22 protein-coding genes and 1 tRNA gene are annotated in these 21,628 nt (G+C 63.0%); 9 read left to right on the forward strand and 14 right to left on the reverse strand.

Annotated elements, in window-relative coordinates; genetic code table 11:
* Nucleotides 1-3: 3 nt before the first annotated feature.
* Complete coding sequence (locus tag ACLEJW_RS06335; protein ID WP_440777248.1) at nt 4-2,340, reverse strand: TonB-dependent receptor; 2,337 nt, start codon at nt 2,338-2,340, stop codon at nt 4-6.
* Between the two features lie 194 nt (nt 2,341-2,534).
* Between ACLEJW_RS06335 and ACLEJW_RS06340 the strand changes: the two genes are divergently transcribed.
* Entirely contained in the window at nt 2,535-3,449 is a 915-nt protein-coding gene (locus tag ACLEJW_RS06340; protein WP_313295448.1) for a LysR family transcriptional regulator, read from the forward strand.
* 30 nt (nt 3,450-3,479) lie between these two features.
* Here the strand turns inward: ACLEJW_RS06340 and ACLEJW_RS06345 are convergent, their stop codons facing one another.
* Nucleotides 3,480-4,385: a TauD/TfdA dioxygenase family protein gene (locus ACLEJW_RS06345; RefSeq protein ID WP_313454975.1), complete on the reverse strand. Its 906-nt coding sequence runs from the start codon at nt 4,383-4,385 to the stop codon at nt 3,480-3,482.
* 36 nt (nt 4,386-4,421) lie between these two features.
* Nucleotides 4,422-5,459 carry an ABC transporter substrate-binding protein gene (locus tag ACLEJW_RS06350; protein WP_440777249.1) on the reverse strand — a complete coding sequence of 346 codons (1,038 nt, stop codon included), beginning with the start codon at nt 5,457-5,459 and terminating at the stop codon, nt 4,422-4,424.
* Nucleotides 5,460-5,756: 297 nt separating this feature from the next.
* Between ACLEJW_RS06350 and ACLEJW_RS06355 the strand changes: the two genes are divergently transcribed.
* A complete protein-coding gene (locus ACLEJW_RS06355) occupies nt 5,757-7,346 on the forward strand; it encodes an ABC transporter permease (protein ID WP_440777250.1) in 1,590 nt (529 codons plus the stop codon).
* Nucleotides 7,343-8,206 carry an ABC transporter ATP-binding protein gene (locus ACLEJW_RS06360; RefSeq protein ID WP_145184079.1) on the forward strand — a complete coding sequence of 288 codons (864 nt, stop codon included), beginning with the start codon at nt 7,343-7,345 and terminating at the stop codon, nt 8,204-8,206. Before ACLEJW_RS06355 ends, ACLEJW_RS06360 begins: the two co-directional genes overlap by 4 nt.
* Here ACLEJW_RS06360 and ACLEJW_RS06365 read toward each other — a convergent pair.
* From ACLEJW_RS06365 to ACLEJW_RS06400, 8 genes are all read right to left on the reverse strand, one after another.
* Complete coding sequence (locus tag ACLEJW_RS06365; RefSeq protein WP_145184082.1) at nt 8,180-8,494, reverse strand: DUF971 domain-containing protein; 315 nt, start codon at nt 8,492-8,494, stop codon at nt 8,180-8,182. The genes ACLEJW_RS06360 and ACLEJW_RS06365 overlap by 27 nt on opposite strands.
* Complete coding sequence (locus tag ACLEJW_RS06370) at nt 8,494-9,459, reverse strand: HEAT repeat domain-containing protein (RefSeq protein WP_440777251.1); 966 nt, start codon at nt 9,457-9,459, stop codon at nt 8,494-8,496. The genes ACLEJW_RS06365 and ACLEJW_RS06370 overlap by 1 nt, the downstream gene beginning before the upstream one ends.
* Nucleotides 9,456-10,307: an ABC transporter ATP-binding protein gene (locus ACLEJW_RS06375; RefSeq protein ID WP_440777252.1), complete on the reverse strand. Its 852-nt coding sequence runs from the start codon at nt 10,305-10,307 to the stop codon at nt 9,456-9,458. The genes ACLEJW_RS06370 and ACLEJW_RS06375 overlap by 4 nt, the downstream gene beginning before the upstream one ends.
* A complete protein-coding gene (locus tag ACLEJW_RS06380; RefSeq protein WP_440777253.1) occupies nt 10,307-11,089 on the reverse strand; it encodes an ABC transporter permease in 783 nt (260 codons plus the stop codon). The genes ACLEJW_RS06375 and ACLEJW_RS06380 overlap by 1 nt, the downstream gene beginning before the upstream one ends.
* Nucleotides 11,090-11,104: 15 nt before the next feature.
* Nucleotides 11,105-12,511, reverse strand: a complete 1,407-nt coding sequence (locus ACLEJW_RS06385) for an ABC transporter substrate-binding protein (RefSeq protein ID WP_440777254.1) — start codon at nt 12,509-12,511, stop codon at nt 11,105-11,107.
* A gap of 121 nt (nt 12,512-12,632) precedes the next feature.
* Nucleotides 12,633-12,878, reverse strand: coding sequence for a 4Fe-4S dicluster domain-containing protein (locus ACLEJW_RS06390; protein ID WP_046616397.1), 246 nt, complete (start codon nt 12,876-12,878; stop codon nt 12,633-12,635).
* A gap of 38 nt (nt 12,879-12,916) precedes the next feature.
* Nucleotides 12,917-14,641: a fumarate reductase/succinate dehydrogenase flavoprotein subunit gene (locus ACLEJW_RS06395; RefSeq protein ID WP_440777255.1), complete on the reverse strand. Its 1,725-nt coding sequence runs from the start codon at nt 14,639-14,641 to the stop codon at nt 12,917-12,919.
* The gene (locus tag ACLEJW_RS06400; RefSeq protein WP_313454960.1) at nt 14,638-15,387 is read right to left on the reverse strand and encodes a GntR family transcriptional regulator; all 750 of its coding nucleotides are present in this window, start codon (nt 15,385-15,387) and stop codon (nt 14,638-14,640) included. The genes ACLEJW_RS06395 and ACLEJW_RS06400 overlap by 4 nt, the downstream gene beginning before the upstream one ends.
* Nucleotides 15,388-15,592: 205 nt before the next feature.
* Here ACLEJW_RS06400 and ACLEJW_RS06405 point away from each other — a divergent pair.
* From ACLEJW_RS06405 to ACLEJW_RS06430, 6 genes are all read left to right on the forward strand, one after another.
* Nucleotides 15,593-15,669: transfer RNA gene (locus ACLEJW_RS06405), tRNA-Arg, on the forward strand.
* Nucleotides 15,670-15,879: 210 nt separating this feature from the next.
* Complete coding sequence (locus ACLEJW_RS06410) at nt 15,880-16,383, forward strand: hypothetical protein (RefSeq protein WP_313295471.1); 504 nt, start codon at nt 15,880-15,882, stop codon at nt 16,381-16,383.
* Nucleotides 16,384-16,393: 10 nt separating this feature from the next.
* Nucleotides 16,394-16,924, forward strand: a complete 531-nt coding sequence (locus ACLEJW_RS06415; RefSeq protein WP_145184105.1) for a DUF5384 family protein — start codon at nt 16,394-16,396, stop codon at nt 16,922-16,924.
* A gap of 56 nt (nt 16,925-16,980) precedes the next feature.
* Nucleotides 16,981-17,304, forward strand: a complete 324-nt coding sequence (locus ACLEJW_RS06420) for a hypothetical protein (protein ID WP_313295475.1) — start codon at nt 16,981-16,983, stop codon at nt 17,302-17,304.
* A 150-nt stretch (nt 17,305-17,454) separates the two neighbouring features.
* A complete protein-coding gene (locus ACLEJW_RS06425) occupies nt 17,455-19,185 on the forward strand; it encodes a dipeptidase (protein WP_440777256.1) in 1,731 nt (576 codons plus the stop codon).
* 165 nt (nt 19,186-19,350) lie between these two features.
* Nucleotides 19,351-19,788 (forward strand): CBS domain-containing protein, encoded by a 438-nt coding sequence (locus ACLEJW_RS06430; protein WP_313645643.1) that lies wholly within the window; start codon nt 19,351-19,353, stop codon nt 19,786-19,788.
* Between the two features lie 8 nt (nt 19,789-19,796).
* Here ACLEJW_RS06430 and ACLEJW_RS06435 read toward each other — a convergent pair whose 3' ends face one another.
* The 3 genes from ACLEJW_RS06435 to ACLEJW_RS06445 form a co-directional block, all read right to left on the reverse strand.
* Nucleotides 19,797-20,435 carry an NADH:ubiquinone oxidoreductase subunit N gene (locus tag ACLEJW_RS06435; protein ID WP_145184118.1) on the reverse strand — a complete coding sequence of 213 codons (639 nt, stop codon included), beginning with the start codon at nt 20,433-20,435 and terminating at the stop codon, nt 19,797-19,799.
* 69 nt (nt 20,436-20,504) lie between these two features.
* Nucleotides 20,505-20,747: a DUF2789 domain-containing protein gene (locus ACLEJW_RS06440; RefSeq protein ID WP_145184120.1), complete on the reverse strand. Its 243-nt coding sequence runs from the start codon at nt 20,745-20,747 to the stop codon at nt 20,505-20,507.
* 153 nt (nt 20,748-20,900) lie between these two features.
* Nucleotides 20,901-21,533: a LysE family transporter gene (locus tag ACLEJW_RS06445; RefSeq protein ID WP_145184123.1), complete on the reverse strand. Its 633-nt coding sequence runs from the start codon at nt 21,531-21,533 to the stop codon at nt 20,901-20,903.
* Nucleotides 21,534-21,628 lie beyond the last annotated feature (95 nt).

The raw sequence follows: 21,628 nt of genomic DNA on the forward strand, positions 1-21,628 counted from the left end.
TACTCAAAAGTCGTAACGCGCGGTGGCGCCGAAGGTCCGTGGGGTGCCGAGCACGCCGGCGTAACCGCCGTTGGCGGAGTTCCACAGGCTGGTGAAGTAGGTTTTGTCGCCAGCGTTCTTCACCCACAACGACAGGTCGACCACGCCGTCGCCCTGGTCCAGACGCACACCGGCGGAAAGGTTGATCAGCGCATAGCTGGGAATCTGGCCGTAATCGGAATCGTCGATGGTGCCCACCGCCTTCGAGCGAAACGCATAGCTGGCGGTGACGTATGGCTCGACATGCTGGCTGGCCTGCCATTTGTATTCGCCATTGAGATTGGCGATGTACTTGGAGGCGCCGACCACCTGGTGGCCGGACAGGTCGCAGGTGGCAGCGGCGTTGGCCAGGCTCACCTCGGGCGGGCACGGCGCATCGTCGTACTTCAGGTAGCGAACGTCGTTCCACGAACCGTTGAAATTGAGCGTCAGGCCACGCACCGGCAACGCCGTGGCCTCGAACTCAAGCCCGCGTGAGCGCACGCTGCCGGCGTTGGCCAGGTACTGCACGCGGTTGATCTGGTCGTAGACATTGGCCTGGTAGCCATGCACCTCGGTCCAGAACAGGTTGGTGTTGAGTTGCAGGCGGTTGTCCAGCAGCGTGCTCTTGAAGCCCAACTCGGCGTTGTTGGCGCGCTCGGTGCCGACCAGCAGAGAATCGGTGCCCAGGCGCGGCGCGGCGCCGACGGTGAGGTTCACGCCCCCGGACTTCTCGCCGTGGGTCAGGGTCGCGTAACCGAGCAATTGCTCATTGAAGCGGTAGCTCACGCCGAGCAACCCGGATGGGCTGAAGCCATATTGGTTGAGGTCACCTGAATCATAGGCGCCGACCCGGGCCTGGCGCGCCGCAGCGGCGCCAGCGCTTAAACCAGCGCCGCCGGTTGGCGCATCGCGGGTCACCCAGGCGCTCTTTTCTTCGTAGGTGCCGCGCACGCCTGCGGTGAGGTCCAGGCGGTCGGTGACGTGCCAGGTGCCCTGAGCAAACAGTGCATAGCTATCGGTATCGATATGACCGTTGCCGACGGTATCGACGTTGGCCAGCGCACCGGCCGGGGTGAGGTTCCAGATGTCCGCCTGCGGGCCGTAGTAGGTGAAGGACTTGTTGTCCAGGTCTTGCTTGAAGTAATAGGCGCCAAGCACGTAGTCGAACGCGCCACCGGTGGGCGAGGCCAGGCGGATTTCCTGCGAGTACTGCTTGTCGCGCACCGAGACCCCAGCGCTGTAGAACACCGGCACATTGAGGCCGTCATCGTTGCGCGGGGTGAAGTCCCACCAGCGGTAGGCGCTGATCGAGGTCAGGGTGAAATCATTGGCCAAGGTCCAATTGGCCTCCACCGAGGTGCCGCCTTGAAACACCGTCACCTGTTGATCGGCATCGAAGTTGACCTTGCGGTCTTTGCCCGACACCAGCGTCGCGCCAGCCTGGGCCGCCAGGCTTTCGTAACGGTTCATACCGTTGAGCGTCGGGCCGGTGCTGTACAGGCTGAGGATGCCGTTGTTGGAATCCTCCTCGTTGTACTCGCCGATCCAACGCAGGTTGAAGGTTTCGCTGGGTTCGAACAGCAACTGGGCCCGAAAGCCCTGGCGCTTGCCGCCGTTGAGCTCATCGCCGTTGTGGACGTTCTTCACATAACCATCGTCCTCGCTGCGGTAGGCGCTCAGACGCCCCGCCAGGGTCTCGCTGATGGGGCCGGAGAAACTGCCCTGGGTCTGGCGATAACCGTCTTCGCCAATCGACTGCTGCACGCTGCCTTCGGGATGAAACGTAGGCTTGCGCGTGGTGATGTTCAGCACCCCGGCCGTGGTGTTCTTGCCGAACAGCGTGCCTTGCGGGCCGCGCAGCACTTCCAGTTGCTCGACATCGAGCAGGTCGAAGACCGCCATCCCTGGGCGACCGAGGTAGACGTTGTCCAGGTAGATGCCGACGCTGCCTTCCAGGCCATCGCTGGCCGGGTTGTTGCCCAGGCCGCGGATCGAAATGCTCGATTGGCGGGCGTGGACATAGGCGACATTGGTGCTGGGCACCAGTTGCTGCAGGTCCTGCACGCGATAGATGCGCTGGCTTTCCAAGGTCTGGCTGCTGAGCACACTGATCGGCGTGGGCACATCTTGAGCGGTTTCTTCACGGCGGCGGGCATTGACCGTGACGGTGCCGAGGGTGGCATCCTGCTCCAGCGCCGGGGTGGGGGTGAGCGGCTGATCGGCGTAACTGCCGTTGGCAATCGCGAGCAAGACACCTGCGGCCAGGGGCTGCAGGGTGCAACGCGAGCCGCGCACTGGCCTGCGGAATAAGTCGTACATGCAAATGCTCCTTGAGGCACTGGCCCTGTGCGAGCATTTCCGTTGGCGGAATCGAATCGCGGTGTGTTGGGCTTATATTCTTTTAAGAGATATAAATAGTTTTAAATCATATTTTGTGGAATAAGTAACAGCCTTTATAAGGGTGGCTAACCCTTGTCAGCAATTGCATTTCACCGAAAGTTTTCATGTAGAAAATGCATATAGACCTCCGCCAGCTCCGACACTTCATCGCCCTTGTGGAACACCGCAGCTTCGTAGCGGCGGCGGCGGCGGTGAACCTGTCGCAATCGGCCTTCAGCCGCAGCATCCAGACCTTGGAGCACAACATCGGCTGCCGCCTGGTCGACCGCGCCAGCAAGGAGCTAGCGCCTACCCGTCAGGGGCTGTTGGTGCTGGAGCATTCGCGGCGCCTGGTGCACGGCGCGCACAATCTGGTCAACGAAATACACCAGTTCAATGGGGCGACCACTGGGGTGGTGCGTTTCGGCTGCGGCCCGGCCCCTGCTGGCGGCCTGGTGCCACGAGCGGTGGCGCGCTTCGTGGCGGAATTTCCAGCGGCGCGTACCTGTTTTCAGGTGGATCACTGGCAGGCACTGAACCGCAAGCTCATGGCCGAAGAGATCGAATTCTTCGTGGCCGACACCCGCCAGTTCGAATCCGACCCCGATTACCAGGTTCACCGGTTGGCGCCGCAGCGTTGGCACTTCTGCTGCCGCGCAGGTCATCCATTGACCGAACAGGCAGAGGTACGCGCGCGGGACGTATTCGATTACCCGCTGGCGACCACTTTCCGGCCACCGAACATCCGCAAGATCCTCAGCGACCTCAGCGGGCGTCAGGATTTTCTCCCGACAGTGGAGTGCGAGCATGGCTATGCACTGTTGAACGTGGTGATGCACTCGGACACCATCGGCATCGCCTGCAACGCCAACTTGCGGCCTTATCAGTCAGAGCAGGGGTTGGTAGCACTGCAGCTGGCAGAGTTGACGCCCAGCCAGGAAGAGGCGTTCTACACCCGTTACGGGGTGGTAAGCCGGGTGGGGTATGGCTTGTCGCCATTGGCTCAGGGACTGGTCAGGCAGTTGATTGCCTGTGATACCGAGGTATAGCTGGCGGGGCCGCGATGCGGCCCGCCAATATCAACCCTTGCGCGTGGTCCGACTCAACTGCCCATCGACGCCGACCGGCACTTCACCGGCCAAGGTCACGCGGCGCACGATGCGGGGCTGGGTGCCGTAATCGTCGACGGCGTAGTGCTGCGTCGCACGGTTGTCCCAGATTGCCACGTCACCCGCCTGCCAGCGCCAGCGCACGGTGTTTTCCAGCCGCGTCACATGGCCTTGTAGCACCGTGAACAGGTGCTGCGAGTCAGCCAGCGAATAACCCTTGATGCGCTTGACGAAATGCCCCAGTTGCAGCGCCCGCTCACCGCTGATCGGGTGCACGCGCACCACCGGGTGCTCGGTTTCGTACACGGTCGAGGTGAACACCTTGCGGTAGCGCTCGAGCTTGCTCGGATCGACATCGGGCTTGGCGCTCGCGTAGTCGTATTCGTTGCTGTGCACCGCCCACAACTGGTCGGCCAACGCGCGCAATGCCGCTGGCAACGCCTGGTAGGCCGCTGCGGTGTTGGCCCAGACCGTGTCGCCGCCGTGCGTCGGTGCCACCACGCTGCGCAGGATCGATGCCTTGGGATAGGCATCGACGAACGTCACGTCGGTGTGCCAGGAGTTGGCCCGCTGCCCTTCGGCGCCGTCCAGTTGCAGCAGGTAGGTAGTACCGTCCACCACCGGCACGGTGGGGTGCGCGACCGGCTCGCCCAGCAGCTTGGCGAAGCCTTCCTGGCTTTGATCGTCCAGGTGTGTCTGGCCGCGGAAGAACAGCACCTTGTGCTTGACCAAGGCCGCCTGGATGGCCTCGACAGTGGTGGCATCAAGGTGGGCTGACAGCTTCAGCCCCCGGATTTCGGCGCCGATGCGGCCGGCAACCGGGTGGATGTCGAGTTCGACGGCGTTTGGCGCTAAGGCCTGTGCGGCATTGCTCATGGTCGTGGTCCTTGCGGTCATGGTTGAAAGTTGGGTTCAGCGGGCGGCCTGCGCGGCCTGTGGGTGTTGCAGTGCGGCATCGAGAAAACGCGGCTCGATCCACTCGGAAACCTGGAAGCCACGGCGGATCAGGCGCTCGCGGGCAGCAAGGTCGACACCCTGCTGCAACTGCGCGATAAAGTCGGCGTCCAGGCGCGGGTCGAAGTAATCGGCCAAGTCTTCCTTGGCCAGGTCATCGGCAAGGATGCTGCGCGGCCAGCTGGCGTTGTCGGCCACCAGATCGACGTACGCATCGCGGTTGTGCTCGTCGCGCAACCAGCTGCTGGCCTGTTCCTGAGCATCGACCAGGCGCTGCACCAGCTGCGGGTATTTGCGGATGAAGTCGCCGGTGCCCAGCAGCACCGCCTGGGTACTGCCGGCACCTTGCAGATCGCGAGAGTTGACCGGCAACTCGACCAAGCCGCGTTCACGCAACGAGAGCAGATTGGAAAGCCCCCAGGTCGCATCGATCTGCTTGGCGGCAATGGCGGCATTGGCCGCGTTGAAATCCAGGTTGATGACTTTCAGGTCGCGCTCCGACAACCCTTGGCTTGCCAGTGCACTGGCGAAGGACAGTTGGTTGGCCGTACCGCGGAAAACGGCAACGCGCTTGCCTTTGAGATCATGCAGGCTGTGGATGCCAGAGCCGGGCACCACGCCCAGATAGCTCTTCACCCCACGCACACCGGCAGCCAGCACGCGAGTGTCCAGGCCATTGGCCTTGCCGACGATTGCGGCCAAGTCGCCCAGGTAGGCGAAGTCGGCCTGGCCATTGGCCAATGCTTCATTGACCACCGGGCCTGCGCCTTTGAAGAAAACCCAGTCGATGCGTATGCCGTCTTCGCCGAAGGCTTTCTCCAGCAGTTGCTGGTCACGCAGTACATCGACCACACCGCCAGCGCTGTGCTTGCTGCCAGCGCTGAGGTCCGGCACGGCGATGCGGATGCTCTGCGGTTGGGCGGGCTCCGCCGCAGGGGCACTGAGGGTGACAGCCAGACCGAGGGCGGCGATCAGGTGGCGTAGAAGGGTTTTCATGACAAGGCTCCTTGGCAAGCTGCCACCGACGATGGCCAGCGCTTTGTCCAGAAGCTAGGCAGGTCTGGTTAGAACCTACAAAGATCAAAACTTCATTTTTTAGTAACTGAAAGACATAAATGAGGATCCATGCGGTGCGCCGGGTTACTTGCGGGAAACGCATGGAAAATATGAGGAAAACGCAAGGGCGAAGGGGTTACGCAGGCAAAGCTTGCATGTTCTTATCTCTTGAAAGTCACTTTGGTTAATTTTTAATTCTATAAGTGAATAACAATGGAACACTTGGAGACACTGCCGATGAATGGAGTTCTGAGTGGCAACCGGAGGCGGTTTCACCGCCTCATCCTGACACACGGCCCCTCTCAAATAAGCCGCGACCGCTTGCTGCCTTGGTTGCTGCCTGGGCTGATTGCGCTGCTGTGGGTCGTGGCGAGCCGGCAGCAGTGGATGAGCGAGCAGATATTGCCGGCGCCTTCACTGGTGTGGCAGAGCGCGCTGGAATTCGGCTCGGGTGAGCTTTGGGGCCACGTGTGGATAAGTCTGCAACGGCTGGTCTGGGGGCTGTTGGCAGGCATCGCTAGCGGCTTGCTGCTCGGCACTTGGCTCGGCACCTCGCGGCAAGCGCAAACCTGGGTACTGCCAACATTCGTGGCGCTGGCGCAGATCCCCACCCTGGCCTGGATTCCGCTGTTCATGCTGTTCTTCGGTATCGGCGAACTGCTCAAGCTGGTGGTGCTGGTGAAAGCTGTGGTGGTACCGGTCGCGCTGCACACGTTGGTTGGCGTACGCGACGCCCAACCGAAACTACGCGAAGCCGCCGCCGTGCTGCGTCTACCACGCCATCTGCTGTGGCTGCGCATGCTGCTGCCGGCCGCCCTGCCCGCCTTTCTCACCGGCACCCGACTGGCATTGGCAACCGGCTGGACTTCGCTGCTCGCCGTTGAGTTGCTGGCCTCCAGCGAAGGCATCGGCTACCTGATGGTATGGGGCAGGCAGCTGTTCATGCTCGACCTGGTACTGCTGTGCATCCTGGTCATCGGCCTGGTTGGCGCACTGCTGGAACGTGGCTTTTCGGCCCTGGAAAAGCGCCTGCTGCACTGGCCGCAACCGGCCACTGGCGAACAACAGCGCGGCCCGGTGCCGCGGGGCTGGCAAAGCCTGCTGCTGCCAGCAGCATTGCTGGCGCTGTGGCAGGTGAGCAGTAGCCTGGGCTGGATCGACTCGAACATCCTCACCTCGCCACTGGACGTCTTGCGCACCCTGGTCCGCGGTCTGGCCGATGGCTCGTTGCCGCAAGCCATGCTGCTGAGCCTGCAACGTACTTTGACCGGCCTGCTAGTGGGCGGCAGCGCAGGTCTGTTGAGTGGACTGTTACTGGGATTGTCGCCGCGCGCCGAACGCTTTTTCGGCCCAAGCTTTTCTGCGTTGAGGCACGTGGCCTTGTTTGCCTGGGTGCCGTTGCTCACAGCCTGGTTTGGCCTCGGTGAAGGGGCCAAGCTCGTGTTCGTCGCCCTGGCGGCATTCTTTCCGCTGCTGATCGCCACCCAGCGCGGTATCGCCAGCCTCTCGCCGCAACTGGGCGAGGCGGCCCGCACACTGCGCCTGAACCTGTGGCAACGTCTGCGCCTGTTGGTGTTACCCGGCGCCGCAGCGGCCATATTCGCCGGCCTGCGCCTGTCGCTGATCTACGCCTGGCTGGGCACCATCGGGGCCGAATACTTCATGCCCTCGGACGGTGGCATCGCCAGCCTGATGATCGGCGCGCAGCAACTGTTTCGCATGGACCAGGTCATGGCCGCGATGGTCTTGATCGGCCTGGTCGGTGCCCTGCTCGGCATCCTCGGTCAACGCCTCGAATCGCGCGCCACGCGCTGGAGAAACGCATGAATGCCTTCAATGCTTCACACCTGCTCGCGGCCAATCAGGCCGACACCACGCCGCCGCTGGTCAGCTTCGAAGGCGTTGGCAAAGTGTTCCACGTCGATGGCCAGCCCCTCGAAGCCATCCGCAACTTCAACCTCGCCATCAACCAGGGCGAGTTCATCGCCATCGTCGGCGCCTCGGGCTGCGGCAAGTCGACCCTGCTGCGCCTGTTGGTCGGGCTGGACACCGACTACAGTGGCAGCATCCGCGTCGATGGCCAGGCGGTCAGCGGCATCGGCAGTGAACGCGGCATCGTGTTCCAGGAGCATCGCCTGTTTCCCTGGCTGACGGTGGCGCAGAACATCGCCCTGGGCCTGGTCAACGAGCACCTGACCCAAGGTGAGCGTGCCCGCCGGGTGCATGAGTTCGTGCTGCTGGTCGGTCTGGTCGGCTTCGAGTCGGCCTACCCGCACCAGCTCTCCGGCGGCATGGCGCAACGTGTGGCAATTGCCCGGGGGCTGGTGGCCAGCCCGCGCATCCTGTTGCTCGACGAGCCGTTCGGCGCCCTCGATGCGCTGACCCGTCAGCAACTGCAGGACGAACTGCTCGCCATCCGCGACCGCGCCGGCATCACCACCTTGCTGGTGACGCACGATGCCGAAGAAGCCACCTACCTGGCCGACCGGGTAATCGTGCTGGAGCCGCGTCCGGGGCGGATCAAGTCGGTGGTGGACATCGAGCTGGCGCATCCGCGCCTGCGCACGAGCGTGGCCTTGCACGGGCTGCGCGAGCAGGTGCTGCATCAGATCACCGGTGACGGCGGTCGCCTGCCGCCGCCAGCACGCCGAGTGGAAGGCTTACGGCCTGAGTTGATCGCCTTGTAGCAGGGGTACTGGCTCGGCAAGCGTGCGCAGGTACGCCCAGGGATAAATCCCCCGATCATGGCCATCGCTGAACATCAGCTGCACGCCGTAACCTTGCGCCACCACCTGCTCGATACGCACCGCCTCATTGACCAACGGCAGGCGTCCCTGCAAGCGCGCTGCCCGGCACTGCGAGCAGGGGCAGGCCCCCCGTAGCCGGACATGACTGATGACAGCTTCGCCATCGCGCCACTGCAACGTCAGTACGCCAAGTGCGCGGCGATTGCCGATTGCACGCGGGCTATCCATTACGCGGCACCGCGCAATTGGGCCAGGGCAATACGCACCGCTTTGCGCACTTCCGGATCGCTGTCGGCCTCGGCTGCCTGGAGTGCGGGCAAGGCTCGGCCAAGGCCCAGCTCGCCCAGCGCCAGCGCCGCTTCCTTGCGCAGGTTGGCGATGCCGTGGTCGAGCAAGTCGACCAGGCTATCCAGCGCTTGAGCATGGCGAAGGCGACCCAGCGAGCGGGCGGCGCGCAAGCGCACTTGCCAGAAGCCATCAGCCAGCGCCGCCACCAGTGCCGGCCCCGCCTGCGCGTGACCAACCTTGCCCAGGGTAGTGGCAGCTTCTTCACGCACCTGCCAGGCGGGATCGCGCAGAGCGCCCACCAGCGCCGGCAGTACCGCCGGATCACGCGCAAGCCCCAAGGCACCAATCGCTGCGCGACGCACCTCAAGATCGGCCTCGTGTTCCGCCAGATTGGCCAAGGCGGGGAGCGCCGGCTGGTGCTTCAGCCAGCCCAGAATACCGACGGCTTCGCGCCGTACTGCCGGGTCGTGGTCTTGCAGTGCCCGCAGCGCAGGTTCGGCGGCGTCCGCCAGGCGCAGTTCGCGCAGGGCGCGCAGGACACTGGCGCGAACGAAGGCGTCGGCATGGTTCGTCCACGGCAGAATCAACTGACCGGCCTGTGCACTTTTCAATTCACTGAGGCTCTGTGCGGCAGCCAGACGTACCGCCTCGGCGCCGTCGGCCAACGCCGCGCACAGCGCATGCACCACGTGTGGCTCCTCCCAGGCTTCCAGCAGGCGCGCGGCCTCGGCGCGCACATGCTCGGCGCCATCGACCAACAAGGCATCGGTCAGCCATGGCAACGCTTCGGCGACTTCAAGATCGGCCAGCTCGATCAAGGCGATGCGCCGCACGCCGGCGTCGTCAGCTTCGAGACGCGGCAGCAGTTGGAGAATCTCGGGGTTGTCGGTGCTTCGTTCGGTCATAGCGCGATCCTTAACGGCGGGTGTTCGCTGGTCGGCAAGCCAAGGGGCGTCAGCCGCGGCAGTTCGCGGCCTTCTTCATGACGCAGCAAGGCCAGGCAATGGCGTTTGAGATGGGTGAATTCAGGGCTGGTCAGCAGGCTGGCGCGGCGCGGGCGCGCGAAGTCCAGGCGCAGGTCTTCAATGAAGCGACCAGGGCGTGGGCTCATCACCAGAATGCGGTCGGCCAGGAACAAGGCCTCGTCGATATCGTGGGTGACGAACACCACGGTGGTGCGGATGCGCGTCCAGATATCCAGCAGCAGTTCCTGCATGCGCGAACGGGTTTGCGCATCCAGGGCACCAAAGGGCTCGTCCATCAATAGCAGGCGCGGACGGTTGATCAGCACCCGGGCAATCTCGGCGCGCTGCTGCATGCCCCCGGACAACTGGCTGGGCCAGCGCTCGGCGAAGTCCGCCAGGCCCACCAGTTGCAACATTTGCCGTGCCTGTTGGCGGCGCTCGGCCTTGCCCAGGCCTTGCATCTTCAGGCCGAAGGCGACGTTGTCCAGCACGCTGCGCCAGGGCAGCAAGGTGTGGTGCTGAAACACCATGCCGCGCTGCGGCGAAGGCCCCTGCACGGCCAGGCCGTCGACGCACAGCTGGCCGCTGCAGGGCACCAGGTGCCCGGCCAACGCGCCAAGCAAGGTCGATTTGCCGCAGCCGGACGGCCCGAGGATGCAGACGAACTCCCCCGCCTGCACGGCGAAATCCAGGCCCTGCACCGCCTCGAAGGCCTCACCGCCCTGCCCCAGCCGAATCGACAGGCCGTGCCCATCGATCCGCCCCGGTGCTTGTTGATGAAGATTCATCAGGCAGCTCTCCGGGTGCGATACCAGGGCGTTGCCAGTGCCCCCAGGCGCTTGATCAGCGCACTGCTGCCCATGCCCAGTACGCCGATCAACAGCATGCCGACGATGATGTTCGGGTAGTTCTGCAAGGTGTATGACTCCCAGGTGTAGTAGCCGATGCCGAACTGCCCGGCGATCATCTCGGCCGTCACCAGACAGAACCATGAGGTGCCCATGCCAATCGCAAGGCCGGTGACGATGCTCGGCAGCGCACCAGGCAGCACCACCTCGCCGAGGATTGCCCAACGCCCTGCACCGAGACTGCGCGCCGAGGCCACCAGGCGCGGGTCGACGGCCTCGGCGCCGTGCACGGTGTTGAGCAGGATCGGGAACAGCGCGCCGGTGAAGGTGATGAACACCATCGACAGCTCGGACGACGGGAACATCAGGATCGCTAGCGGGATCCACGCCACCGCCGGTATCGGCCGCAGCACCTCCAGGGGCGGCAGCAAGGTGTCTTCGGCCCATCTCGAGCGGCCGATCAACAGCCCCAGGGCCACGCCCAGAACTGCCGCGGCGGCATAACCGGCAAACACCCGCGTCAGGCTGCTGCTCAGGTGCGCCAGCAGGGTGCTGGAGGTCAGCAACTGCCAGCCCGCACCCAGCACCGCCTGGGGTGTGGGCACATAGCTGAAAGTCAGCAGGCCAAGGTCCAGCTTGACGCTGGCCGCCACCTGCCAGAACAACAGGCAGGTCAGCAGCGATACCAGGCGCACGGGCCAGCGCTTGAAGTCGCGGGTCATCTCGGTGCCTCCCGTTCAGCGCTGGGCGAGCAGCTTCTGGTTGGCGCTGACGAAGTCTTGCGCCTCCCCGCCATGCGCTCTGGCGTATTGCTCGGCCTGGTCCTTGAGCAGGAAAGCCGCCAGCTCGCCATTGCCATCACGGACGAACCAGGCCTGGTTGGCCAGCAACTTGATGCCGCTGTCGGCAGCCTGGGCGTAGACGGCGCGGATGTCCTTGCCCTCGTGCTCCAACTGGGCCAACGCGCCAAGGGCAGCTTGCGGCGAAGCGTAGTGACGAACTTTGCCTTCACCGCGTACCCAGACCTGCGCCAGGCGGCTGAAGTCGGTGATCGGCTTGCCCGTGAGCGCGTCATTGGCCTTGAGCGGCTGCGGCTCGTAGTTTTTTAGCGCCTGGTCATAATCCAGGCCGGCCTGGGCGAAAGCTGCACGAATATAGCGGTCGTCGATGAACTGCTGCGTGTCGAGGCCGCGATCGGTTTTCTTCAGCAGTTTCAGCGTTTCAATGGACGTCGCCACGGCCTGGCGGTATTCCGGCTTCCAGGTCAGGTCGCGGGTCTGTAGACCGAGCGGGCCGTGGAACAGGTAATTGACCTCGGCTTCGATGCCGGTGACCTTCTCGATGAGCTCGCTGTACTTTTCCGGTTCGGCCGCGATCAGGCGGTCTGCTTCGAGGCTGGCGCGCAGGTAGGCGGTCACCACTTCCGGGTATTTCTGCGCATAGTCGGCATCGACCAGGGCGCCGTGAAACGTAGGCGCGTTGGCCTGGGCGCCGTCGTAGATCTTGCGGGCAAAGCCGCGGTTGGGGAACAGTTCGGCGAACGGCACGAAGTCGGCATGGGCTTCGATGCGGTTGCTGCGCAAGGCGGAGCCAGCGATTTCCGGGGCTTGGGCGATGATTCGCAGATCCTTCTGCGGGTCCCAGCCTTGCGCCGCGACGGCCCGCAGCAGCATGCCGTGGGCGGTGGAGGCGAAGGGTACGGAAATGGTCTTGCCCTTCAGTTCGGCCAGCGACTGCACCGGCGAGGCGGCCGGTACGACGATCCCATTGCCGCTGCCATGCACACTCCCCGACAGCACGCTGATGAACAGGCTGCGTTTGCCGGCATCCAGGTGCGCGACCCCGTTGAATGAGCCAGGGAAATCGGCCATGGCACCGAAATCCAGCTTGCCGGCGACCATCTCGTTGGTCAGTGGCGCGCCGCTGGTGAAGTTCTTCCATTCGACCTGGTATTGAGCATCCTTGTACTTGCCATCGTGCGGCAGGTACTTTTCGAGCAGGCCCAGCTCACGGATCAGCAAGCCGCCGGTGGCGCAATTGATGGTGGTGTCCTGGGTGCCGATGGCGATGCGTATGGTTTCGGCGCTGGCATTCAGGCCGGTAAGCGCCAGCGCGAGGCCGGCCAGGGTTGCTACAAGGCGCATGGATGTTTCCCCTCGAATCGTTGTGGATGCTGAAATCGTCTCCGCCGCCCGGTGCGGGGGGTGGGAAACGAGGGGCGAGGCAGGAGGCGCGTCCGGTGGTTCGCCGGATGGCGGGGATGAATCAGCGCAGCAGGTACGGGATATCGACCTTCACCGCGCCCGTGGGGCAGTCTTTTTCGCAGGGCATGCAGTACCAGCACTCGTCGAAGGCCATGTAGGCTTTTTGCGTGGCCGGGTTGATCGCCAACAGGTCCATGGGGCAGACCTCGACACAGACGGTGCAACCTTTATCGGCGATGCACTTGTCTTCGTCGATGGTCACCGGGGCACTGCTGCGAAAGAAGATTTCCTGGGGCTGGTAAGCCATTTCACGGAGTCCTTGGGGCCTTGAGCCCTCGGTTTTATTCAGGCAGCGTCGGCTTTCACGCGCAGCCGGTCATAGGCGGTCTGTTCCTGGGCGTCCAGCGCGATCAGGTAAGGCTCGACGGCCTTCTTGAAGCTGGTCATTTCGCCGTTCTGGTCTTTTTTCAAATGGCAGTGGCAGAACCACTCACTATCGTTGCGCTCGGGGAAATCGACCCGATGGTGGTACAGGCCCCAGCGGCTCTCCTCGCGAAATAGCGAGGCCCGCGCGGCCATTTCGGCACAGTCGCGGATGACCGAGACCTCCATCGCACGCATCAGCTCATGCGGATTGCTGGCTTTGATCTGTTCGAGATCTCGCTCGATCTCGGCAAAGCGCGCCAGGCCGATCTGCATCTTCTTGGTCACCTTCGGTGGCTGCAGGTAATCGTTGACCATGCGCCGCAACTTGTACTCGACTTGCGCTGGCGGTAGGCCATGCTCACGCTGCAACGGGGCGAACACCCGTGTGCGCTCGCGCTCGACCTGCCCATCATCGACCTCGGCAAACGCCCGCCCGGCCACGTAGTGCGCCGCGTTCACGCCGGCAAACCATCCGTAGGTGAACGCGCCCAGCATGTAGTTGTGCGGCACCGCCGCCATGTCTCCGGCGGCATACAGGCCCTGAACGCTGGTCTCGGCCTTCTCGTTGACCCACACCCCCGAGGCCGAATGGCCCGAGCAAAAACCGATCTCGGAGATATGCATCTCGACCATGTGCTGGCGGTAGTCGGTGCCACGCCCGGCATGGAACTGGCCACGGCTGGGGCGCTCGTTGCTGTGCAGGATCTCTTCGATGTTCTGAATGGTTTCCTCGGCCAGGTGATCGAGCTTGAGAAACACCGGACCATTGCCGCCTTCGAGTTCCTGATGAAACTCCCACATCATCTGGCCGCTCCAGTAGTCGCACTCGATGAAGCGCTCGCCCTTGCTGTTGGCGGTGTAACCGCCGAGCGGGCCGGTCACATAGGCACACGCCGGGCCGTTGTAGTCCTTGATCAACGGGTTGATCTGGAAGCATTCGAGATTGGCCAGCTCGGCCCCGGCATGGTAGGCCATGGCGTAGCCGTCGCCGGCGTTGGTCGGATTCTCGTAGGTGCCCATCAGGTAGCCCGACGAAGGCAGGCCCAAACGCCCCGCCGCGCCACAGGCGAGAATCACCGCCTTGGCACGGACCACGCGAAATCCACCGCTGCGGCAATCGAAACCCATGACACCAGCAGCGGCGCCCTGTTGATCGAGCAATATGCGGGTACAGACCATGCGATTGGTGATGTCGACCCGGGCGCGCTTGAGCTGGCGATACAGCACTTTCTTGATGTCGTGGCCTTCGGGCATGGGCAGTACATACGCGCCCATGTGATGGACCTTCTTCACCGCGTAATCGCCGGTTTCATCCTTTTCGAACTTCACGCCCCAGCGGTCGAGCTGCTCGATGGTTTCAAAGCTGTGCGTCGCATAGGCATGCACGGTGGCCTGGTTGACGATGCCGTCGTTGGCGACGGTGATTTCCTTGGTGTACTGCTCGGCGGTCGCATGCCCGGGAATGATGGCGTTGTTCAGGCCATCCATGCCCATGCTGATGGCACCGCTGCGTTTGACATTGGCTTTGTCGAGCAACAACACGCGCAGGCTCTTGTCCTGCTCCTTGGCCTTGATCGCGGCCATGGGGCCGGCCGTGCCGCCGCCGATGACGATGATGTCGTAGTCCTGGGTTTCGATACTCATACGTTGCTCCCCTTCTGGCGGTCGATGCGCAGGCGGTACTGGAAGGCATCGCCGCGGTAATACAGGTGCTCGAAGTCCAGCGGCGTACCATCGGCGGCATGGGTCAGACGCTCGATACGCATGATCGGCGCGCCCTCCTCCACCTGTAGCGCCTGGGTCAAGTCGCTGTCGGCGAGCACCGCATCGATGGCCAGGTCAGCGTGACCCAAGGCGATGCCGCAGTCGTTTTCCAGCAGCAGGAAAATGTCTCGGGTGACCAGGTCGGCCTGCTCCAGTTTTTCGCCGACAGCCTTGGGCAGCCAGGTGATTTCCAGAGATACCGGCTCGCGATTGATCAAGCGCACGCGGCGAATTTCAGTAACCAGGCTGCCTTCCTCGAGCTGCAAGCGCGCAGCGACCACGGCGTTGGCAGGCACATGGCGCAGGCTGCGCAGGCGGTTGATCACCTCATAGCCCCTCTGCGTCATCGACTCGCCCAGGCCCTGCAGGGTGCTGACGTTCTGGAACGCCTTGGGCTTGGCGACGAACGTGCCTTTGCCATGGATCTTGAAAATCAGTCCTTCTTTCTGCAGGTCGCCAAGCGCCTGGCGCACGGTGATGCGGCTCACCGCAAAGGCCTTGCCCAGTTCGCTTTCCGAGGGCATGCGGCTGTGCGGTGCATAGCTGCCATCGAGAATGCGCTCGCGCAGCAGGTCCTTGAGCTGGGTGTAGAGCGGAACGGGAGAAAAGGGGAGCAGGTCGGCCATGGGTCTCTTCGCTGATCGAATACTTGTTATAACAAGTTGTGACCAGATGCTATGCGGGCCTAGACCAGTAGCGGAAATACCGAGTTGGCATATGGTTAGATTGTTCTCGAGGCCACGACCGGCCGATGGCGACACCGCCGGAAAAGTAACCTTAGATCAAGGCCATGGACGTTCTCGCAGGAGATGGGTATCATGCCTGCGCGTTGCACTCGTAGCTCAGCTGGATAGAGTACTGCCCTCCGAAGGCAGGGGTCGTGGGTTCGAATCCCGCCGAGTGCGCCATACCTTCCAGAGCCCGCCTTGAGCGGGCTTTGTCGTTTCTGGGGTTTGAGTTTTGTGTAATCGACGCTGGCGACGCGACACCTCAATTCAAAATTAGTTCCATCGACTTTACCTGATTGGATCCATCCCGCTAGAATGATGGCACTTTGCCGTACCCGTAATTTGATCGCTTGCCGATCAATCACTCTCTCCAGGGATCCAGGAATGAAAATGCTGAAACACTGTCTGGCTTTGACCGTTGCCGCTGCGCTGGTGGGTTGCCAAGCGACCGGCGAGCAGTACCAAGCCGATGTGTTCGATGCCAGTCAGGTGAATACCCAGCAAGAAGCCAAGACCGTGAAAATCATCACGGTATCGCCGACCCGCATCAAGGTCAGCAACGAAAAGAACCAGAAAGCGGCCATGGTCATCGGCGGCGTGCTGGGCGCGCTGGGCGGTGCAGCGCTGGGCGCTGGGCACAACAAGGACACCGCCATCGTCGGTGGCGTGGCAGGCGGCGGCGTTGGTGCGCTGGCGGGCTCGCTGGTCAGCGATACCACGCTGGTACCGGGTGTACTGATCGGCTACTCGGAAAACGGTAAGGTCTACACCTCGGCGCAGGTGGGCCGTCCGTGCGATTTCAAGGTCGGTGACATCTCGCTGATGGTCATGACCCTGTCCAACGAGACGCGCATCCAGCCGAACGCCACCTGCCCCGATCCCAAGACCACCTGAGGCCTGAGCCATGAAGCGAGTAGTTCTGGCCACCACCCTTGTCTTGGCGGCGACTGGCGCTGCGGCCGGTCAGTTCGACCAGCTGTACCAGATCGAGCAGCAGACCAAACAATCCCAGGCGGCATTGGAAACCGAGCGTCTGCGCCAGGCAGCCGCCGCCGAGCAGCGCGCCGAAGCGCGCGAAGCCGCTGCGCGCCAACAGCGTGCGGCAGCCCAGCGTGCGGCTTCCCAGCGCGCCGCCGAGCAGCATCAGGCACAGGCAGCTGAGCGCAAGCGCGTGCAAACCCGCGAGGAATCGTTCGAGGACGAACTGCGGGCGCTGGAGCTCGAAGAACGACGCCTGAAGCTGCAAGCGAAAAAAGCCCAGGTGGCCCGCGCCAACGACTACATCGATGCCGAACTGCGCGACAGCGCCGCGCGTACCGACATGATTCAGTCCAACGCCGATGCCGCGCGCAACGTCAGCTCGGGCGCCAAGTCCTTGCTCGAAGACGTCGGCAAGGCCGAAGTGAAACGCGCGGGCGGCCTGTTCGGCGAGTGACCATCCATGGCGCTGCCCACGCGCTTGCCTGGGCAGCCCGAAGCTGAGACAACATCATGCTACGACTGATCATGCTGGCTACGGCCGGCCTGCTGCTGGGCGGCTGCCTGCAGGAAGAACCTGCATTCCCCAACGTGGACTTGCATGGCCGCCTGGTCGTTGACCAGGAAGTCACCGGCGCGCGTCAGGCACAGGGTATTCAGGGCGAGTACTACAAGCGGGTGCTAAGTGTGAACGGCCAGGACATGGCCTTCAACGACTTCGTCCACCACTACTGCCCTGACAGCAACACCCGCAACGAAACCTGCATCAAGGCATTTCGTATCAAGAAAATCGACGATGTCAGCGGCGCCACTCGGTTCTTGCCCAACGGGCTGTGACTCCAGGCAACGCTCGAGTAGAGAAAGGCCCGCTTGGACAAAGCGGGCCTTTTTCATTTGTGCGACATGTCGCATCAGCAGGACTCCCGTACCAGAAGCAATGGTGTTAGCGTGGCTTTTCTTACCCGCTTGCGAAGGAATGCGCGACACATGTCCCTGAACAAACTCACCGCCACGGCCTTGCTGCTGGCCAGCCTCGGCCTGTCCATCCAGTCGGCGCAGGCCAATCTCACCCAACAGCAGTCCAGCGCCATCGTAGGTGCCTTCGCCGATAGCCAACCGGCCGACTTCAAGCAGTTTCTCGGCAAGCTCAAGGCCAGCGACTTGGCCAAGGTCGATGATCTTGCGGCCACCTTGGACGCCTACCTGGCCGGCAAGTCGCTGGACGCCGAGCAGCACAACCAGATCAATCGCTTGTTGGGCCTGTACACGCGCATCAAGTACGCCAAGGCTGCGAAGCAGGATTTGCGCGAGCTGGTCGCCATCCCCACCTTCGCCGTCGAGGGCGTGGCACAGCACGAAAATCCCGAGTTCGTGAAGATCGCCGACAAGATCAAGGCCCTGGCCGATCGCTTCGGGCTGGCGTTTCGCAACGTCGACAATCGGGTTTACGAGATTTCGCTAGGCCAGGGCAAGGAAGTGGTCGGCATCCACGCCCATGCCGATGTGGTGCCGGTCAACCCGGATAACTGGAAGCTCGCCGACGGTACCCGCCTCGATCCGTTCAAGGTCACCCTGGTGGGCGACCGCATGTACGGCCGTGGCACCGAAGACGACAAGAACGGCATTATCGTCGCGCTGTATGCGCTCAAGGTTGCCAAGGATGAAAACCTGCCGCTGGCCCGACAGTTCAAGTTGCTGATCGATACCACTGAAGAAACCAGCGGCGACGCCATTCCCTACTACTTCGAGCGCAACCCGACGCCGGACTACAACCTGGCGCTGGACGGCGGTTATCCGGTGGTGATCGCCGAGAAGGGCTATGGCACGGTCATGGCGAGCTTCAGCAAGCGCCCAGCCACCGGCGCAGGCGCAGAGATCACCGACCTGACCGGCGGCCTGGCGACCAACCAGATCCCCACCACCTCGGTGGCGACCCTGCTCAGCGACCAGCCCGCCGAGTTGGCCGCGCAGCTGCAAAAGGCTGGCGCAGATTATCGCCAGCGCAACGGCGAGGACTTCAGCATCGAGGCCAAGGCCGAAGACGGCAAGGTGGTGCTGACCGTGACCGGCGTGTCCGCGCATTCCTCGGAGCCTGAGTCCGGCGTCAACCCCGTGGCCCGCATGCTCGACTTCCTTGCAGGCCTGGGCAAGCAGGTGCCGCTCAAGCACAACCACTTCACCGACGCGGCCCATTACGCGGCCGACAATTGGGGGCTGGATTACCTGGGCGGCAAGCTCGGCATCGGTTTCAAGGACAGTTTCATGGGCCCGTTGACCGCCTCGCCAACCTTCGTGGGCGTGGATGACAAAGGCGTGAAGCTGGCCGTCAACCTGCGCATCCCCAAGGGCAAGCCACTGGCAACGCTCAAGGACCAGATTGCCGACAAGCTCGGCCAGTGGACCCGCCAGCAGCACACCTCGGTCGCCTTCGACTACAGCCTCGACGAGCCGATGTACCGCAACCCCGAGGGCGAGTGGGTCAAGGCCTTGCTCGACGTGGCCAGCGAAAACCTCGGCATGAAACATGAGTACGGCACCTCCGCTGGCGCCACCTCGGTGCACGATCTGCCCAACGGCGTGCAATTCGGTCTGGCGATGCCAGACGTGAAGTACACCGGGCACAACGACAACGAGTTCAAGACGGTGGAGCAGTTCGAGCTGGACCTGCAGGTGGTCAGCGAGATGGTGGCGCGGATCGGGCAGATGCCTTCACTCTGAGCCGCACGTCCGATCAGCCGCTGCCGGCATCCAGTCGGCAGCGGCTGTAGCTCGTCATGACGTTTTTCAATCGGCTCGATGCCGTTTCCTGCATTGCCGTGCAAGCCGGCGTACACGATGCTTTAGTTACATCCAGCACTCGTATTCTCCCCCGCAGAGGCCCGTATGAAGACCGTCGAACAAATCCTCAAGTCCAAGTCCGATCACCACACCGTCTACACCATCGGCCCGGATGATTCGGTGCTCGACGCGTTGAAACTGCTGGCGGAGAAGAACGTCGGCGCGCTGCCGGTAGTGCAGGACAATCAGGTGGTGGGGATCGTCAGTGAACGCGACTACGCCCGCAAGCTGGTGCTCAAAGGGCGCTCGTCAGCGGCCACCCCGGTGCGCGATATCATGAGCGCGCCAGTGGTCACGGTAGAGCCCAAGCAGAATCTCGAGTTCTGCATGAACCTCATGACCAATCGTCACCTGCGCCATTTGCCGGTGGTGGCCAACGGCGAATTGCTCGGGCTGCTGTCGATCGGTGACCTGGTCAAGGAAACCATTGCCGAGCAGGCCAATCTCATCGTGCAACTGGAGCAGTACATCCGCGGTGAGTGACAGGCCATTCAGTGGTAGGCGCGCTCCAGCTCGTCGAGCTGATGGTCGAAGCTGCGCAGACGTGCCGACCAGGTATAGACCAGCACTTCAAGATCCCGGTTGAGCACCGCAGTGTTGCCTTGGCGGTTGCCTGACGGCTCACCGAGGTCCAGCTGATAGCGCTCACGGGCCATGGCCGTGGCTACGCTGGAAAGGTCGCGGGCATTGGCCAGCCAGTGGTGATGGTGATCGTGGATCTCCCGGTCGAGTGCGCGGCACTGGTGCTTGAGCGCGTCCAGGCTCTGCTCGAGCGGCGTGCCTTTGAGTTCGCCCATGACCTCTTCGAAGGTACGTCCGGAATGCCAATAGCTGCCCCAGAAGTAGCGATCGAACACGGTCTCGACTCGGCGTAGTGCCACCTTGGTATTCCAGATGGTCAGCAGTGTGCGGCCCTGAATCACTTCACGCTTGTTCAGGTGCAGTTGCTGCCAGGCTATCCAGGTCAGAGTGGCCAGCGCCACTGCGGCAGTGACCGCAGCGGCGGCATACAGGAACTGCACGGCCTGGCTCATCTGGTGGGTGTGGCGGATGCCGTAGAAATAACCGGCCGTCAGGGTGCCCAGGACTGTCACGGCGCACCAGAACGCCGGTGCATAGGGATCTTTCATCACGCTATCCCCTATTGTTTTACCTGAGCATAGCAACGGCCGATCAGTCGTCAGGTGCCACTCGGCGCTTTATTTCTTCTTCTCGTGCAGCGCCTCGTTGAGCTGGTCGATCATCGGGATCCAGTCTGCATCGGCGGTATAGCTTTCCTTCAGAAACGCCCGCTGCCCTTCATTCCAGAATGGGGCGTCGACCAGCTTCACATCGTCTTCCAGCGGCGAGTGCGTGGTGATGAAACGCTCGATTTCCACCGGATCGTCAGGCAGACCCAGTTGCTTGAAAATTTCCGAGAAATGATGGTTCGGTTGTTCCATGGTGCCTCCTCCACCGGCCGATCACCCAGGGCGTCGGCGCGGCTTGGTTGATGGTAAGCAGATGATCGTGGCCACCCGCCTTCGGGTAGACACCTGGCAGGCGGGTACGACTCGATTCGATCAACGGCTTTGTCGGGCAGGCACCTGGGCGCGTCAGATCGGCGCGCGGCGCAGGGTTGCGAGGAAGGTGGCGGCGCCGATGAACAGACCAGCAAAGGTTCGGTTCAGACGCTTTTGCTGCTTGGGCGTGCGCAGCAGGCGCAGTACCCGCGAAGCCAGGCCGGTGTACCCCGCCATTACCAGCAAGTCGACGCTGACCATGGTCACGGCGATGGCGATGTACTGCGCCAGCAGGGGGGCATGCGGGTCGATGAACTGCGGCAGCACGGCGAGCATGAACACCAGCGCCTTGGGGTTGCTGACGTTGACCAGAAACCCCCTGAACACCAGGCTCAGCGGCTTGCCGATCGGGCGCAGCGTGGAAGGATCGGCCATGTCCATCGGCAGTGCCCGCCACTGTTTGTAGGCCAGATAGACAAGGTAGGCCACCCCGAACCATTTGATCAGCTGGAACGCGGTGGCCGAGGCGGCGAGAATCGCACCAACCCCGGCAGCGATGATGGCGATCTGAGCGACCAGGCCGATCTGCAGGCCCAGGGCATTCCAGTAACCGCGCCAAAAACCATATTGCAGGCCGCTGGACATCGAGGCGATGGCCCCAGCGCCTGGCGACAGGCTGATGACCCAGCACGCAGCAAAGAAGCCCAGCCACACTTCCATCGACATCCCACACCTCGCTCGAGCAACTGTTGCAAAAGGTTAAAGCTAAGGTGTCGGCGAAAAAATAACCAGCGGATTCTGTCGCCTGCAATGGTATTCGC

The sequence above is a fragment of the Pseudomonas sp. SMSB3 genome (genome assembly GCF_052041965.1).
Classification (GTDB): Bacteria; Pseudomonadota; Gammaproteobacteria; order Pseudomonadales; family Pseudomonadaceae; genus Aquipseudomonas.

Bases quoted from the DNA above. Each gene is read 5' to 3' on its own strand.
- ACLEJW_RS06335 (WP_440777248.1), bottom strand. From the start codon at position 2,340: ATGTACGACTTATTCCGCAGGCCAGTGCGCGGCTCGCGTTGCACCCTG.
- ACLEJW_RS06340 (WP_313295448.1), top strand. From the start codon at position 2,535: ATGCATATAGACCTCCGCCAGCTCCGACACTTCATCGCCCTTGTGGAA.
- ACLEJW_RS06345 (WP_313454975.1), bottom strand. From the start codon at position 4,385: ATGAGCAATGCCGCACAGGCCTTAGCGCCAAACGCCGTCGAACTCGAC.
- ACLEJW_RS06350 (WP_440777249.1), bottom strand. From the start codon at position 5,459: ATGAAAACCCTTCTACGCCACCTGATCGCCGCCCTCGGTCTGGCTGTC.
- ACLEJW_RS06355 (WP_440777250.1), top strand. From the start codon at position 5,757: ATGAATGGAGTTCTGAGTGGCAACCGGAGGCGGTTTCACCGCCTCATC.
- ACLEJW_RS06360 (WP_145184079.1), top strand. From the start codon at position 7,343: ATGAATGCCTTCAATGCTTCACACCTGCTCGCGGCCAATCAGGCCGAC.
- ACLEJW_RS06365 (WP_145184082.1), bottom strand. From the start codon at position 8,494: ATGGATAGCCCGCGTGCAATCGGCAATCGCCGCGCACTTGGCGTACTG.
- ACLEJW_RS06370 (WP_440777251.1), bottom strand. From the start codon at position 9,459: ATGACCGAACGAAGCACCGACAACCCCGAGATTCTCCAACTGCTGCCG.
- ACLEJW_RS06375 (WP_440777252.1), bottom strand. From the start codon at position 10,307: ATGAATCTTCATCAACAAGCACCGGGGCGGATCGATGGGCACGGCCTG.
- ACLEJW_RS06380 (WP_440777253.1), bottom strand. From the start codon at position 11,089: ATGACCCGCGACTTCAAGCGCTGGCCCGTGCGCCTGGTATCGCTGCTG.
- ACLEJW_RS06385 (WP_440777254.1), bottom strand. From the start codon at position 12,511: ATGCGCCTTGTAGCAACCCTGGCCGGCCTCGCGCTGGCGCTTACCGGC.
- ACLEJW_RS06390 (WP_046616397.1), bottom strand. From the start codon at position 12,878: ATGGCTTACCAGCCCCAGGAAATCTTCTTTCGCAGCAGTGCCCCGGTG.
- ACLEJW_RS06395 (WP_440777255.1), bottom strand. From the start codon at position 14,641: ATGAGTATCGAAACCCAGGACTACGACATCATCGTCATCGGCGGCGGC.
- ACLEJW_RS06400 (WP_313454960.1), bottom strand. From the start codon at position 15,387: ATGGCCGACCTGCTCCCCTTTTCTCCCGTTCCGCTCTACACCCAGCTC.
- ACLEJW_RS06410 (WP_313295471.1), top strand. From the start codon at position 15,880: ATGCTGAAACACTGTCTGGCTTTGACCGTTGCCGCTGCGCTGGTGGGT.
- ACLEJW_RS06415 (WP_145184105.1), top strand. From the start codon at position 16,394: ATGAAGCGAGTAGTTCTGGCCACCACCCTTGTCTTGGCGGCGACTGGC.
- ACLEJW_RS06420 (WP_313295475.1), top strand. From the start codon at position 16,981: ATGCTACGACTGATCATGCTGGCTACGGCCGGCCTGCTGCTGGGCGGC.
- ACLEJW_RS06425 (WP_440777256.1), top strand. From the start codon at position 17,455: ATGTCCCTGAACAAACTCACCGCCACGGCCTTGCTGCTGGCCAGCCTC.
- ACLEJW_RS06430 (WP_313645643.1), top strand. From the start codon at position 19,351: ATGAAGACCGTCGAACAAATCCTCAAGTCCAAGTCCGATCACCACACC.
- ACLEJW_RS06435 (WP_145184118.1), bottom strand. From the start codon at position 20,435: ATGAAAGATCCCTATGCACCGGCGTTCTGGTGCGCCGTGACAGTCCTG.
- ACLEJW_RS06440 (WP_145184120.1), bottom strand. From the start codon at position 20,747: ATGGAACAACCGAACCATCATTTCTCGGAAATTTTCAAGCAACTGGGT.
- ACLEJW_RS06445 (WP_145184123.1), bottom strand. From the start codon at position 21,533: ATGTCGATGGAAGTGTGGCTGGGCTTCTTTGCTGCGTGCTGGGTCATC.